The organism is Paracoccus shanxieyensis (assembly GCF_009711265.1).
GTDB classification, from domain to species: domain Bacteria; phylum Pseudomonadota; class Alphaproteobacteria; order Rhodobacterales; family Rhodobacteraceae; genus Paracoccus; species Paracoccus shanxieyensis.
Map to the genome: position 1 here is coordinate 140,275 of NZ_WMII01000011.1, position 11,473 is coordinate 151,747.

Here is an 11,473-nt window from a genome sequence, read left to right on the forward strand (position 1 = left end):
CCGCGCCGCCGCTGCGGTTCGGGGTTTCGGCGCGGGCGCGGCGCTATAAAGTAAGTGAACGATTACTTACGCTCTGTAAAGCCGCATCAGGAAGGCGCAATGGGGTCCGAACTGCCACAACCCGCCGCCGCCTTGCAGGTGCCCGATCGCCTGATCCGGGCCGCGACCCGCGATTTTCTGCGCCACGGCTTTCAGGGGGCCAGCATTTCCCGGATCGTGCAGGATGCGGGCTGCAATGTGCGCATGATCTATCATTATTTCGGCAGCAAGCAGGGCCTGTATCGGGCCTGCCTGACACGGGCCTATGACCATCTGCGGCAGGCCGAGGCCGAGGCCGGTTTCTGGGATCTGCCGCCGCCGCAGGCCATGGCCGGGCTGGTGCGCTTTACCTTTGATTACATGCAGGCCCATCCCGAATTTCTGGGCCTTGTCCGCATCGAGAACATGGCGGACGGCACGCAGGTCGGCGACATGGCGGTGGTGCATGACCGCGCCCGCCAGCTTTTCGCGGCAATCGACAGGGTGATGGCGCGCGGCCTGCGCGCGGGCGATTTTGGCGCGGAATGCGATCCGGGGCTGCTGTATCTGACGATCATCGGGCTTTGCACGGTGCATCTGACCAACCGACACACGATGGGGGCCGTGCTGGGCCGCGACCTGACCGACCCGGATTTTCTGCACGCCCGGCGCGAGGACATCGTCGGCATCGTTCTGACGCGGCTGCGGGCAGGGCAGGCGTGACCCGCGCCGCCATCCCCACATGGCCGCAGAACCCGCTTGCTGCGGCGGGGGGAATAAGAAACATCTGGCGGCGCGCGACATGAAGGCCCGGCGATGATCCTGCTGCTTAATCCCAATATCTCGGCCAGCGTGACCCGCGACATGGTGGCCATTGCGCAGGACTGCGCCCCGGGCCTGACGGTGCAGGGCATGACCGCGCCCTTTGGCGCGCCGATCATCAGCACGCCAAATGCCTTGCAGCAGGGCGCTGAAGCCGTCGCGGCGATGATCCGCGATCTGCCCTTGGGGACCCGCGCCGCGATCTCGGCGGCGTTCGGGGATCCGGGGCTGGACGCCATGCGCGCGGCGCTGGACATCCCGGTCGCGGGCATCGGAGAGGCCAGCTTTCTGGAAGCGGCGCAGGATGACCGGCCATGGGCGATTGCCACCACCACGCCGGCGCTTGAGGATGCCATCGCCGCGCGGGTGACGGCGACCGGCGTGGCCCGGAACTATCTGGGCTGTCGCATGACGCCGGGCGACCCCTTGGCGCTAAGCTTTCAGCCGCAGGCGTTGCAGGACGCGCTGGCGCAAGCCATCGAGCGGGCGGTGGCGGACGGGGCCGAAGCCGTGGTGATCGGCGGCGGGCCGCTGGCCATGGCCGCCCGCGCGCTGGCCCCGCAATTCGCCGTGCCGATCATCGAGCCGATCCCTGCGGCGATCCGGCTGATCCGGCAGCGTCTGGATCAGGCGGCTGCCGGTTCGGGGGCCTGAGCGGGGGCCTGACCGGGGTTATTCCGCAGCTATATCTTCACGCGCCAGAACGCAGGCCACCCGGCGGCGCGGTCCCAGCGTCACCACCGGCGGCAGGGCCGCGCGGCAATCGGCCCGCACATGGGGGCAGCGTGGCGCAAAGGGACAGGCATCGGGTTTCGTCTCCAGCGCGGGCGGCACACCGGGGATGGCGTCAAGACGCTCTCCGCGCTGCACGTCATGCAGGTTCGCCGCCAGCAGCCCCTGCGTATAGGGATGGCGGGCGTGGTTGATGACCTGATGCGTGTCGCCCTCTTCGATGATCTGGCCCGCATACATGACCGCGATCCGGTCCGAGATTTCGACCGCGACGCCGATATCATGGGTCACGAAAATCACCCCCATGCCGAATTCGCGCTGCAGATCGCGCAGCAGCAGCAGGATCTGGATCTGCACCGTCGCATCCAGCGCGGTCGTCGGTTCATCCGCCAGCAGCAGGCGCGGACGGCAGGCCAGCGCCAGCGCGATCATCACCCGCTGGCGCATGCCGCCCGACAGCTCATGCGGAAAGTTCATCATCCGCCGCTCGGGCGAGGGGATGCGGACCCGTTGCAGCATCTCCAGCGCGGTCTTGCGGGCCTCTTCGCGGCTGACGCGGTTCTTGCGGCGCACGGCCTCGGCGATCTGGTCGCCGATGCGATAGACCGGATCCAGCGCCAGCGCCGGTTCCTGAAACACCATCGACACCTCGCCGCCGCGATAGTCCTGAAGCTTGCGCCCCGACAGCGTCATCACATCCGTGCCATTGACCGCGATGCCGCCGTCGATCTGCGTGCGGGCGGGCGGCAGCAAGCGCAGCAGGGTCTTCAGCGTCACGGATTTGCCCGAGCCGGATTCGCCCAAAAGCACCAGCATCTCGCCCTGTTCCAGCCGCAGGCTGAGGTCGTTGATGGCATAGACCGTGCGTTCGCCCCGGAAGGTGACGTTCAGATTGTCGAATTCCAGCAGCGCGGTCATTCCTGCACCCCCTTGGGAACAAATCCCGTCCCGGCCAGCGAATGGCCCGAGGCCGGGTCGTGGATATGGCAGGCGGCCATATGTTCGGCGCTGCCCGCAAACGGCTTCAGCGCCGGTTTCGTGGCGCTGCACATGTCCTGGGCATAGCGGCAGCGCGTGTGGAACCGGCAGCCGGAGGGCGGGTTGATCGGGTTCGGCGGATCGCCCGCAAGCGGCGGCACGGTGGTGCGATGATCGGGGTCCATCGACGGCATCGCGGCAAACAGCGACGCGGTATAGGGATGGGCCTGCGCGGCATAAAGCTCATCCACCGGGCCGACTTCCACCACTTCGCCCAGATACATCACCAGCACCCGGTCCGAGATATAGCGCACGACGTTCAGATCGTGGCTGATGAACACATAGGTCAGCCCCAGATCGCGCCGCAGATCGCTGAGCAGGTTCAGAACCTGCGCCTCGACCGATTTGTCCAGCGCGCTGACGGCCTCATCCAGCACCACCAGCCGCGGCGACATGGCCAGCGCGCGGGCGATGTTGACGCGCTGGCGCTGGCCGCCCGACATCTCGTGCGGATAGCGGTCGGCGAAACGCGCGGGGTCCAGCCCGACTCGGGCCATCATGTCGCGGGCGCGCTTGTGGGGATTGTCCAGCCCGTTGATCTTGGGACCGAAGGCGATGCTGTCCTCGACCGTCAGGCGCGGGTTCAGTGAGGCATAGCTGTCCTGAAACACCATCTGCACGATGCGGCGCAATTCGCGCAGCGACAGGTCTTCGCCAAGCTCTTGCCCGTCGACGATGATCTGGCCTTCATCCGTGGCGATCAGGCCGATCAGCAGGCGGGCGGTGGTGGATTTGCCGCAGCCGGATTCGCCGACGACGCCCAGCGTTTCGCCCTTGCGGACCTCGAAGGAGACGCCATCGACGGCATGGACGGTGGCCACCTGACGGCCAAGGATGCCGCCATGCACCGGGAAATGCTTGCGCAGATCGCGGCAGATCACCAGCGGCTGCGCCGGGCCGCCCAGATCGGGCTGGCTGTCGGGCAGCGTCGCGGCCGTGCTGTGATGCGGGGCGGTATGGGTGGTGGCGGCGGCGGGACGGTGCGGGGTCAGATCGGTCATGGCGCTTAGTCCTTCACGTTCATGGCGCTGCGCAGCCCGTCGCTGAGCAGGTTCAGACACAGCGAGGTGATGAAGATCATCGCGCCGGGCAGGGCGGCCACCATCGGGTTCATGAAGATCGCGCTGCGCAGCGTGTTCAGCATCAGCCCCCATTCCGGTTCCGGCGGGCGCACGCCGACCCCCAGAAAGGACAGACCGGCGGCAAGGATCATGCAGACCGAGGTCAGCGACGAGGCATAGACAAAGATCGGCCCCAGCACATTGCCCAGCACATGCACGCGCATGATGGTCAGCGCATTGCCACCCGTGGCCCGCGCGGCTTCGATGTAATCGGCCGAGCGGACGGCCGAGGTGACGCTTTCGGCAACACGGGTGATGGGTGGCACGAAGACGATGGACAGCGACACGAGGCTGTTCAGGATGCCCGCCCCAAGCGCCCCCGAAATCGCGATGGCCAGCAGGACCGAGGGGAAGGCAAAGAACACATCCACCGTGCGCATGATGATGGTGTTGGTCAGACCGCCGATATAGCCCGCGACGATCCCCAGCGCCGAGCCGACGAAGAAGGCGATGATGACCGGCACCAGCCCGATCAGCAGCGTCAGCCGCCCGCCATAGATCAGCCGTGCCAGCATGTCGCGGCCCTGCTCATCCGTGCCCAGCAGATAGCCGGGCGTGCCGATCGGCTTCAGCCGTGCGATCATCGAGGCTTCATAGGGGTTCTTCAGCGGCAGCCACGGCGCCAGCACCGCCGACCCCAGCAGCAGGACCAGCACCACAAGGCAGACCATCGCCACCTTGTCGCGGGTCAGCCGCCGCATCACGCCGCCCCAATAGCCACGCCGTTTCGGGGCCGGGCTGGCGATGTTCATGTCGGTGACAGCCATGGCTCAGCTCCTTTTGATGCGCGGGTCGATGGCCGCCTGCAGGATGTCGACGACAAGGTTGGCGGTGACGAAGAACATGGCCAGCACAAGGATCGTGCCCTGCAGCAGCGGCAGATCGCGCTGAAAGATCGCGGTGGAAAGCAGCATCCCCGAGCCGGGCCAGTTGAACACCGTCTCGATCAGGATCGAGCCGCCCAGCAGCGCGCCCAGTTGCAGCCCCATCACCGACAGGGCGGTGGCGGCGGCATTGCGGATGACATGGCGCAGCACATCCATGTTCGACATGCCCTTGGCGTAAAGCGCCTGCACGAAATCCATGTGGAAGATATCGCCGACCAGCGCCCGCACCGTGCGCGACACGATGCCGATGGGCACGACCGACAGGGTGATCGCGGGCAGGATCAGGTGGCGCATATGCGCCCAGTCCCATGCCCAGCCCGAACTGCCCGCAGGCCCCGCACCCATCGCGGGCAGCCATGCCAGATTGACCGAAAAGATGATGACCAGCACCATGCCCAGCCAGTAATTCGGCACGCTGACCCCGGCGATCGAGGCCGATGTGACCAGCTTGTCCAGCCAGCTGTCGCGATAATATCCGGCCAGAAAGCCCAGAAACAGCCCGATGGGAAAGGCGATCAGCGATGCCGTGGCGGCCAGCAGCAGCGAATTGCCCACGGCCCGCATCACCTCGCTGGCGACGGGTCGGCCGGTGGCGATGGAATTGCCCAGATCGCCCTGCATCAGATTGCCCAGCCAGAACAGGAACTGCACCGGCAGCGGGCGGTCCAGACCGTATGCGGCGCGCATGGCGGCCTGTTCCTCGGCCGTGGCGTCGATGGCCATGATGGCCGTCAGCGGATCTCCCGGCGCGATATGGACAAGCAGGAAACAGATCAGGCTGACGCCGAAGGCGACGGGCAGCACAAGGATCAGTCGGCGGATCATATAGGCAAACATGGGCGTCTGGTCCGTCTTGCTGGGGCGCCGAAAGCGGGGCGCTTGATCTGGCAACCGTCCCCCGCGCCATGGCCGAAGCAGCGGGACGGGTCGGGAAATGGCGCGCGCCGCAGGGACGGCGCGCGCCGGGCCATCACTCCATGGTGATGGGCGAGAAGTCCTGGTTCCAGCTTTGCGCCTGCGCGAACCCCTTGACCTTCGGGCTCATGGCGCGGGGGGCCACGTCATGCGCGACCATCAGGAACAGTGCCTCGTTCACGATCTTTTCGTGGATGCGGCGCATCACTTCGGCCTGTGCGTCGGGATCGAAGGCGGTGCGGATTTCGGCGAACATGCTTTCCATCTCGGGGTCGCAGTAATGGCCCCAGTTGGTGCCGTTCGGGGCGACCAGATCGCATTGCAGGAAGCGGATGAAGGCGACGAAGGGGTCCTGGATCGAATAGGTGAAGTTGATCGACTGCGACCCTTCGACCGACGGATCTGCCGCGCCCGCGCGCCACAGATTGATCATCTGGTTCCATTCCACGACCATGAATTCGACCTGAATGCCCACGGCGGCAAGGTTCTGCTGGATGTATTCGTTCATCGGCAGCGGCAGCATCTGACCCGACCCCGAGGGCGAGATCAGCGCCTTGACCTTGACCGGGTTGTCGGGACCATAGCCTGCCTCGGCCAGCAGCGCCTTGGCGGCTTCGGGATCATACTTCACCTCGAATTCCGGCTTGCCGAACCAGGGCGAGGACGGTTGCAGAAAGCCCTTGGCCGGGATCAGCAGACCGCCCAGCAGCACCTGCAACCCGTCGCGGTCCACCGCAAGGTTCGCGGCCTTGCGCACGCGTTCATCGATCCAGGGCGAGCCGTCCAGCATCGACAGGTGCCACGTCCAGTTATGTGGATATTCGTTCTGCGTGATGGTGAAGCCCTGCGACTGCATCATCGGCACCATGTCCGGCGAGGGCGCTTCGATCCAGTCGACCTGACCCGACAGCAGGGCATTCGCGCGGGCATTCGGCTCGGCCAGCGGGATCAGCACAAGCTGGTCCAGCTTCGGCACGCGGGCCTGATCCCAATAGGCGGTATTCGGCACCATCTCGGCCTTTTCGCGCGGCACGAAGCCGGTCAGCTTCCACGGGCCGGTGCCCGAGGGGTGGGACGCTACCGCCTCCCAGCTTTTGCCCTGCGCTTCCCAATTGGCCGGGGATGAGATCATGATCCATGCGATCTGATAGGGCAGGGTCGCATCGGGCGATTTCGTGATGATCTCCAGCGTGTGATCGTCGATCGCGCGATAGCTTTTGACGGCGGGAATACGCGACTTCCCCTGTGCCGACTGGCGCGAGTCATATTGCGGCGCGCTGTCGACCAGAAGCTTGTCGAAGTTCCACACGATGTCGTTTGCGGTCAGCGGTGCGCCATCGTGAAAGGTCACGCCCTCGCGGATCTTGAAGATCCATTTGGTCTTGTCGGCCTCATCCACGGTCCATTCCGTGGCCAGACCCGGAACCAGCCCGGCGGTGTGATCGGTGGCCGACAGATCCCAGTTGATCAGCGCGTCATAGACCGTATAGCCCATGAAGCGCAGGCCTTCGCCGCCCTGATCGGGCTGGCCGGTGGTCAGGGGGATGTCCGATGCGGTCATGCCGATCCGCAGCGTGCCTTGCGCTGCCGCCATGGCAACGGTGGACAGCGACAGCATACCGGCCAAGGCGATCCGGCGGGCGATTGTGGTGAACATGCTTCTCTCTCTTTCCTGTCCTTGGTCTCAGTTTCGGTCGGTGATGGGTCGTTCAGAAAGTCCGGGTGCGCGCATTGGCGGGGCCGGCATCACGATGTCTGCATGGGCGGCAGATTTCCCCTGTTCTGCCCTGCGGATGTTCAGAAGACGGCCGGGGCCGCCGGGCAGGGCATGATCTTTGCGCCGCAGGTTGCGACGTGCGGCGCCGCGCGGCAGATGCTGTTTGCCGGTGTCATCGTCCCTGAGCCTTCTTCGCAAGATGCCGTTGCAATTATATTTTCATTAATGCCTCATGATGAAATCTCAATTTCATAGGTGCAGTATGGTCGGATTGGCGGGACTGGAAGCACGCATCCGCGACATTGATGGGCAGATGACGCCGGCGGAACGGCGGCTTGCCCAAACAATGCTCTCTTTGGGGACGAAAATGGCGATGATGACGGCAGCGGAGGTGTCGAATCAGGCGCAGACCTCGCAGGCCAGCGCGACGCGGTTTTTCCATCGGCTGGGCTACGACGGCTGGGCGGATCTGCGCGGCACGATGCGCCCGTCATGGGGATCTCCGCTGCAGGGGCTTGAGGCGCAGACCGCCGGGGTGGGCGATCAAAGCCGCCATCTGGCACAGGAGGTGCAGAACCTGACCCGCACGCTGACCGGAATTTCGCCGGGCGACATGGCCGACGCCGCCAGGACATTGGTGCAGGCCCGCCGCATCCGCATCGTCGGCTTTCGCAATTCGCGCACCATCGCCGCCCATGCCCGCGCGCTGCTGACGCTGCTGCATGACGATGTGATGGCCGTGCCCGTCACCGGCATGCCGCTGGCCGAAGAGGCCGCCGCCTTGCGCCAAGGGGATGTCGTGCTGGCTGTGGGATTGCGTCTTCAGCCGCAGCGCCTGACCGACTTTCTGCGGATCGCCCGCGAAAAGACGCTGCCGGTGATCCTGCTGTCAGAGCCGGGCTCGGTCGAGCTGCGCCGCGTGGCCACCCTGTCCCTGCCGGTCGAGACCGCCAGCGACGGCCCGTTCGACAGCTATGTCGCGGCCTTCAGCGTGCTGCACCTGCTGGCCGGACTGATCGCCCAAGGCCCCGGCATCCACGACCGCCTGACGCGCATACAAGAGTTGCGCGGCCTGCTGGATTGGTAGGACGGTGCGGACCGTTGCGAGGGTCGTTCGTATGTTTGAGAAAGGTGTTTTGCCATATTCATCAAGGGTCTGGATGATTATGGCTCCGGCGGTAGGGGTCACACCCAATCCGCGAGAATCGCACCTAAAATCAAACCTCTACGGCTCACGCCCGGAACGCTCACCGGGAACAGAGTGGACATGATGTAGCAGACTGCATGGCAGACGGTAAACCGCAGAAAATTGCCATCGCCAAGGCATACGGAAGTGCGGGGGTTATGCCATTCCGCACGATGCGCTATGACGGTGGCAGGCAGTCGGAGAACCGTGATGAACCAGCTTTCCCTCTTTGAGGTTTCCCGCCGCGCAGACACTGCGGAATCCTTCATTGATGATCTGGTATCGTTCGATGACTTCGGCAAGAAAACCGTGTCCGACGAGAAGGACGGAATCCCCTACTTCGTCAATGAGTTCTGGACCGCCGGGCAGCGGCAGGCGCATTCGATTCACGAGGTTTCCTATCGCGCCTGCTTCAAGGCGCAACTGCCCGAGTTCTTCATTTCAAGGCTGACGAAGCCCGGCGATGTCGTGCTTGATCCGTTCATGGGACGAGGCACAACGCCGGTTCAGGCTGGGCTGATGGGACGGCAGGCGTTCGGGAATGACGTGAATCCACTCTCTGTCCTCTTGGCACGGCCTCGTTTGCGTCCTGTTAGTGTTCAGGCCGTGGCGGACGCATTGAACACCGTGGACTGGTCACGAGGACAGATCCAGCGTGAGGACTTGCTGGCCTTCTATCATCCCGCGACGCTTCGGAAGCTGGAGGCGTTGCGGCTATGGCTTGCTGACCGCGCCCCGCTCGGCAGCGATGAGGTCGATTCCGTTGCCGACTGGATCCGAATGGTGGCAATCAACCGGCTGTCAGGGCATTCGCCGGGTTTTTTCTCGGGACGCTCGATGCCACCGAATCAAGCCGTTTCCGTCAAGGCTCAACTGAAAATCAATGAAAAATTGGGTGTTGAGCCACCGGAACGTGATGTTGCCCAAGTCATCCTGAAAAAGACCAGGACGCTTCTCAAAGATGGCGGTGTGCCCGGTCAGGTGCGCTCTTGCCTGCTGACCGGCTCGGCTTGGGATATGCCCGGAATCGCGAACGCCACTGTGGACCTGACCGTCACATCCCCGCCGTTCCTGGACATCGTGCAATATGCCGCCGACAACTGGCTGCGCTGCTGGTTCGCGGGAATCGATCCGGCCAATGTCGCAATCGACATTCACCGGACGGAGGAGGCGTGGTCGATGATGGTCAACCGCGTTCTGCGCGAGCAAGCGCGGATTCTGCGTCCCGACGGGTATGTCGCGTTTGAGGTCGGCGAGGTTCGCAACGGCAAGGTGCTGCTGGAACGGCTGGTCTGGCAGGCTGCCGAAGGACTGCCGTTTGACCGCTTGGGGGTTATGGTGAACGATCAGACGTTCACCAAAACCGCCAACTGCTGGGGCGTTGACAACGGCACCAAGGGCACGAACACGAACAGGATTGTTCTTCTCCGCCGTCTGTAGACTCCCGGCCCCACGGCTGGCAACTTCCTGAAAACACGGAATCAGGAGGAGCCTCGCGGCGGATTTGATGGAAAAACGATTTCAAATGACTTGGGATGAGATGGAACTCGCCCGAGCCTTCAAAGTATCTCCCGAAGATGTTCGGGAATATTTGACGGATGGTCGCCGCGTTTCATTCATCATCGAACGGCGATTGAAATGGGAAAATCCGGGTTGGCAGTTGGCCCCGTCCGAAGGTGCGGGCTACGATCTGCTGGATCCAGACGGCGGAATGTGGGAGGTGCGATCCATCACCCGGCAAGGCGTCTATTTCAACCCGAGCAATCAGGTTGGCTCTGGACGGCGATTCAATGAGGACGGGTTCCAGTTGAAAATGAGTGGAATCAAAGGATTCATCCTATCTGATATTGTCGGATTCCCCGTTGTTGATGTCTTCGTGGTCCCGGTAGAAAATGTTTTGCGATGGCACAGCCAGCGCCTTCTTGGGGCGAATGCAAAGGTGTCTCGCGCCAAGTTTTTGAACAATCTTGCGCCTGACATTCAGTTTTGACAGATAATAGAAAGCTTAAAATAAGGGCGCTTCGGCGCCCTTTTTTCTTTGCACGCAGGGAAAACCATGCCAGCAGTCCGAGGCTGAATTTTTTATTTTTCTTGCAATATCATCACTTTGATCATCAGGGCACTGGCGAACGCGCAATCCCGCACACATAGCCGGGATGGACCTTCCGGCGATGGACCAGCCTGCACGCCGCCGGGAAATAAGGCGAAAGCGGGCTTTGGACTCGAGGAGGGTCAAAATGGGTGGAATCGGAATCGCGGTGCGCCGGAAGTTTCAGCGGGGGCTGGAGGCTTGCGGGTATGAATGCACCGAACTGCTGAAAGAGCAGGCCCAGGAGAGTAATCTTGACGCCGAAACGGCGGCGGATCTGGTTTACGTCCGCGCTGATGAGGCAGATTTCGCGTCTGTCGTGAAACTCGTTCAGATATTCGAGATGGGGGAAAAGAACGGCGTCCCGATTGACGGCCTCATTTCGGGGGCGAGGCATTTCGGCGTCCTGCCGGGCGCGGATGATGCGGAATCGACCGGAGGGCCGAAATGATGGACATTCGCATTCTGGCACCACGCCCCGAAGGTGAGCGGCTCGCAAAAGCGATTGGCGCACGGGTGTATAACACACGCGGCCCCCGTGATGAGGTGCGCGTGTATGTGTCCCGTGCCACCGCTGCGGACCTTCGCAGGCTTGCGGATGCAGCGGAAGGCGGTGAGGCGTGACCCCAACAGAGCGCAAACGGCTCCAGCGTCGGCGTGACCGCGCTGCGGGTTGGGTTGAGGTCAATGTGCGGGTGGCGTCCGAGAAATCGGAGGAGTTGCGGGCGTTCGCGGCCTCACTGCCGCCACCCGCACCGCCAACGGATCCGCGCCAGTTGGATCTGCTCGACGCGCTCGACAGGCAGTTAAGCGGATCCGCCTGGCAGTGTCCCAACACATGGTGTAGGAGGCCGCGCGCGGAGCCTTCGGCGTAGCGCAGCGCGCGGCCGTTGGTGACGCTGGCGGTCACCGTCGATCTTCGGACAAGTTTCGGGTTGCGAGACCTTG

The 11,473-nt window shown here is 63.7% G+C and carries 12 protein-coding genes; 7 read left to right on the forward strand and 5 right to left on the reverse strand.

The window, feature by feature from the left end; translation table 11 throughout:
- The first annotated feature begins 99 nt into the window (after nucleotides 1-99).
- Nucleotides 100-741, forward strand: coding sequence for a TetR family transcriptional regulator (locus GL284_RS13045; RefSeq protein WP_155045067.1), 642 nt, complete (start codon nucleotides 100-102; stop codon nucleotides 739-741).
- A gap of 93 nt (nucleotides 742-834) precedes the next feature.
- Complete coding sequence (locus tag GL284_RS13050) at nucleotides 835-1,494, forward strand: aspartate/glutamate racemase family protein (RefSeq protein ID WP_155045068.1); 660 nt, start codon at nucleotides 835-837, stop codon at nucleotides 1,492-1,494.
- An 18-nt stretch (nucleotides 1,495-1,512) separates the two neighbouring features.
- Here the strand turns inward: GL284_RS13050 and GL284_RS13055 are convergent, their stop codons facing one another.
- The 5 genes from GL284_RS13055 to GL284_RS13075 all read right to left on the reverse strand — a co-directional run bounded on the left by GL284_RS13055 (nucleotide 1,513) and on the right by GL284_RS13075 (nucleotide 7,190).
- The gene (locus tag GL284_RS13055) at nucleotides 1,513-2,490 is read right to left on the reverse strand and encodes an ABC transporter ATP-binding protein (RefSeq protein WP_155045069.1); all 978 of its coding nucleotides are present in this window, start codon (nucleotides 2,488-2,490) and stop codon (nucleotides 1,513-1,515) included.
- Nucleotides 2,487-3,611: an ABC transporter ATP-binding protein gene (locus tag GL284_RS13060; protein WP_155045070.1), complete on the reverse strand. Its 1,125-nt coding sequence runs from the start codon at nucleotides 3,609-3,611 to the stop codon at nucleotides 2,487-2,489. Before GL284_RS13060 ends, GL284_RS13055 begins: the two co-directional genes overlap by 4 nt.
- A gap of 5 nt (nucleotides 3,612-3,616) precedes the next feature.
- Complete coding sequence (locus tag GL284_RS13065; RefSeq protein ID WP_155045071.1) at nucleotides 3,617-4,498, reverse strand: ABC transporter permease; 882 nt, start codon at nucleotides 4,496-4,498, stop codon at nucleotides 3,617-3,619.
- 3 nt (nucleotides 4,499-4,501) lie between these two features.
- Nucleotides 4,502-5,455: an ABC transporter permease gene (locus GL284_RS13070; RefSeq protein ID WP_155045072.1), complete on the reverse strand. Its 954-nt coding sequence runs from the start codon at nucleotides 5,453-5,455 to the stop codon at nucleotides 4,502-4,504.
- A 133-nt stretch (nucleotides 5,456-5,588) separates the two neighbouring features.
- Nucleotides 5,589-7,190 (reverse strand): ABC transporter substrate-binding protein, encoded by a 1,602-nt coding sequence (locus GL284_RS13075; RefSeq protein ID WP_155045073.1) that lies wholly within the window; start codon nucleotides 7,188-7,190, stop codon nucleotides 5,589-5,591.
- Nucleotides 7,191-7,292: 102 nt separating this feature from the next.
- Between GL284_RS13075 and GL284_RS13080 the strand changes: the two genes are divergently transcribed.
- From GL284_RS13080 to GL284_RS13100, 5 genes are all read left to right on the forward strand, one after another.
- Nucleotides 7,293-7,505 carry a hypothetical protein gene (locus tag GL284_RS13080; protein ID WP_155045074.1) on the forward strand — a complete coding sequence of 71 codons (213 nt, stop codon included), beginning with the start codon at nucleotides 7,293-7,295 and terminating at the stop codon, nucleotides 7,503-7,505.
- A gap of 7 nt (nucleotides 7,506-7,512) precedes the next feature.
- Nucleotides 7,513-8,337, forward strand: coding sequence for a MurR/RpiR family transcriptional regulator (locus GL284_RS13085; RefSeq protein ID WP_255453263.1), 825 nt, complete (start codon nucleotides 7,513-7,515; stop codon nucleotides 8,335-8,337).
- 309 nt (nucleotides 8,338-8,646) lie between these two features.
- Nucleotides 8,647-9,876, forward strand: a complete 1,230-nt coding sequence (locus GL284_RS13090) for a DNA methyltransferase (protein ID WP_155045076.1) — start codon at nucleotides 8,647-8,649, stop codon at nucleotides 9,874-9,876.
- A 67-nt stretch (nucleotides 9,877-9,943) separates the two neighbouring features.
- Nucleotides 9,944-10,426 carry a hypothetical protein gene (locus GL284_RS13095; protein WP_155045077.1) on the forward strand — a complete coding sequence of 161 codons (483 nt, stop codon included), beginning with the start codon at nucleotides 9,944-9,946 and terminating at the stop codon, nucleotides 10,424-10,426.
- 247 nt (nucleotides 10,427-10,673) lie between these two features.
- Nucleotides 10,674-10,976: a hypothetical protein gene (locus GL284_RS13100; protein ID WP_155045078.1), complete on the forward strand. Its 303-nt coding sequence runs from the start codon at nucleotides 10,674-10,676 to the stop codon at nucleotides 10,974-10,976.
- Nucleotides 10,977-11,473 lie beyond the last annotated feature (497 nt).

Excerpts from the sequence above, each read along its gene's own strand:
- GL284_RS13100 (WP_155045078.1), top strand. The coding sequence starts at position 10,674 with ATGGGTGGAATCGGAATCGCGGTGCGCCGGAAGTTTCAGCGGGGGCTG.
- GL284_RS13045 (WP_155045067.1), top strand. The coding sequence starts at position 100 with ATGGGGTCCGAACTGCCACAACCCGCCGCCGCCTTGCAGGTGCCCGAT.
- GL284_RS13070 (WP_155045072.1), bottom strand. The coding sequence starts at position 5,455 with ATGTTTGCCTATATGATCCGCCGACTGATCCTTGTGCTGCCCGTCGCC.
- GL284_RS13090 (WP_155045076.1), top strand. The coding sequence starts at position 8,647 with ATGAACCAGCTTTCCCTCTTTGAGGTTTCCCGCCGCGCAGACACTGCG.
- GL284_RS13080 (WP_155045074.1), top strand. The coding sequence starts at position 7,293 with ATGGGCGGCAGATTTCCCCTGTTCTGCCCTGCGGATGTTCAGAAGACG.
- GL284_RS13055 (WP_155045069.1), bottom strand. The coding sequence starts at position 2,490 with ATGACCGCGCTGCTGGAATTCGACAATCTGAACGTCACCTTCCGGGGC.
- GL284_RS13085 (WP_255453263.1), top strand. The coding sequence starts at position 7,513 with ATGGTCGGATTGGCGGGACTGGAAGCACGCATCCGCGACATTGATGGG.
- GL284_RS13095 (WP_155045077.1), top strand. The coding sequence starts at position 9,944 with ATGGAAAAACGATTTCAAATGACTTGGGATGAGATGGAACTCGCCCGA.
- GL284_RS13075 (WP_155045073.1), bottom strand. The coding sequence starts at position 7,190 with ATGTTCACCACAATCGCCCGCCGGATCGCCTTGGCCGGTATGCTGTCG.
- GL284_RS13060 (WP_155045070.1), bottom strand. The coding sequence starts at position 3,611 with ATGACCGATCTGACCCCGCACCGTCCCGCCGCCGCCACCACCCATACC.
- GL284_RS13065 (WP_155045071.1), bottom strand. The coding sequence starts at position 4,498 with ATGGCTGTCACCGACATGAACATCGCCAGCCCGGCCCCGAAACGGCGT.
- GL284_RS13050 (WP_155045068.1), top strand. The coding sequence starts at position 835 with ATGATCCTGCTGCTTAATCCCAATATCTCGGCCAGCGTGACCCGCGAC.